Source organism: Microvirgula aerodenitrificans DSM 15089 (genome assembly GCF_000620105.1).
Lineage (GTDB): Bacteria > Pseudomonadota > Gammaproteobacteria > Burkholderiales > Aquaspirillaceae > Microvirgula > Microvirgula aerodenitrificans.
This window is the reverse complement of sequence record NZ_JHVK01000059.1, coordinates 1-1,277: the sequence shown is the minus strand read 5'-3', so window position 1 is coordinate 1,277 and position 1,277 is coordinate 1. Positions and strand designations below refer to the sequence as shown.

At 47.8% G+C, this 1,277-nt stretch carries 3 protein-coding genes and 1 pseudogene; all 4 read right to left on the bottom strand.

What is annotated here, in order from left to right:
• The coding region (locus Q352_RS23965) for a hypothetical protein (protein ID WP_036386971.1) at positions 1-185 on the bottom strand (185 nt) is incomplete at its 3' end.
• A gap of 33 nt (positions 186-218) precedes the next feature.
• A complete protein-coding gene (locus tag Q352_RS23115) occupies positions 219-575 on the bottom strand; it encodes a barstar family protein (protein ID WP_084300381.1) in 357 nt (118 codons plus the stop codon).
• Between the two features lie 29 nt (positions 576-604).
• Positions 605-730, bottom strand: a complete 126-nt coding sequence (locus Q352_RS24520; RefSeq protein WP_084300379.1) for a ribonuclease domain-containing protein — start codon at positions 728-730, stop codon at positions 605-607.
• A gap of 340 nt (positions 731-1,070) precedes the next feature.
• A pseudogene (locus Q352_RS23815) lies at positions 1,071-1,277 on the bottom strand (hypothetical protein); the annotation flags it as partial.

Genomic DNA, 1,277 nt, shown 5'->3' with positions numbered 1-1,277 from the left:
TCACGCCACAGCGACACCCCACTGAACGGATAGGCCACAGCACCGGTCAAGGCCCCACCGCGGTAAGGCTGCCCCCTGAACAGCTGCCCGGCAGTATCAAATCCGCCTCCCAGCATCGCGCCGATGGTCATTTTCCTGGCCGTCAGCCCGGCCAGTACTTCCGGACCTGCTGCGACCACCACCATCGTTTGAAATTAATCCATAATATTTTTTAAAAATTAAACTTTCAAAATGCTTTCCACATCCACCCTATTTAAATCACTAAACACTACCTCCAAATCATGTAGATCATTGTTATTCCAATCAATGACTGAGTCCCGAAGTATTTCTAAATATATTTTCAGTTCGTCCCTTGGCAATTCTGGAAGTGCTTCATGCACAAGAACAATTTTGTGACATTCAATCCAAGAAAAATCTGTTAGGCAGTCATGTAACGCATCCCAATTAAACCCAAAATAGCCAGGAAACCAGAGCATATAATATAATGCCTTTAATAATTCACTCGTGAGCCTGATAGCTGGATCCACTCGCACATAAAACACACTCGCGGCATCATAAGACGGTGGGTTTTTCATGAATTTAAACGGTAAATTTTCCACAATGCTTAATCTTTAATAAAAATAAAAGTTTTGTAGTGATCTGCTGTATAGTACATTTCACCATCTTTCCCCACAATGATTCGCTGTGGCCCAGGCCCAGAAATTCCAGGAGTTGGATGCACGTATTCAATATAGTATCCAGTTTACTTGGGAGGCAAGTTACCGGCACGGTTCAGAAATGTAGTTCCATCATTTCCATGAGGGAACGAACCACCTGATTTGATCCGATCTAAAATTGGACCAATATCCACCGCTCTCTGAAATACTTGCCCTGTTTTTTATCAACAACTTTAACACCATCAATGAAGCGTGTAGCGCCTCTGTCGCGGCGGCTTTCTCCGGCACAACCGTAGCCCCACTGCCAACAACCCGCTTTCCCGCCCCTCCCCCCATATTACCGCTCAGGTCACGGTTTTCCCCCGGCAACAACTTGGCCGGCAAGGACCCTGCCCAGCCTTTTCTGGCCACGCCCTACAAAGCGCTTCTTGCCAGCTTTACAAGCTCTTTCCCCGCATTGCCCAGCGACGCCAGCGCCAACTGGTTTTTCGGGTCCTCAAAAAAGGCGACGAAACGCATCCAGCCCGGGGTTGTGGCATCTATCCTTGCGAGGTCTTTTTCATTTTCACGCAGTACAAAGGCCCTGACATCCACTGCCATCGAGCAGAACAGCTGCTCCAG

Bases quoted from the DNA above. Each gene is read 5' to 3' on its own strand.
- Q352_RS23115 (WP_084300381.1), bottom strand. From the start codon at position 575: ATGAAAAACCCACCGTCTTATGATGCCGCGAGTGTGTTTTATGTGCGA.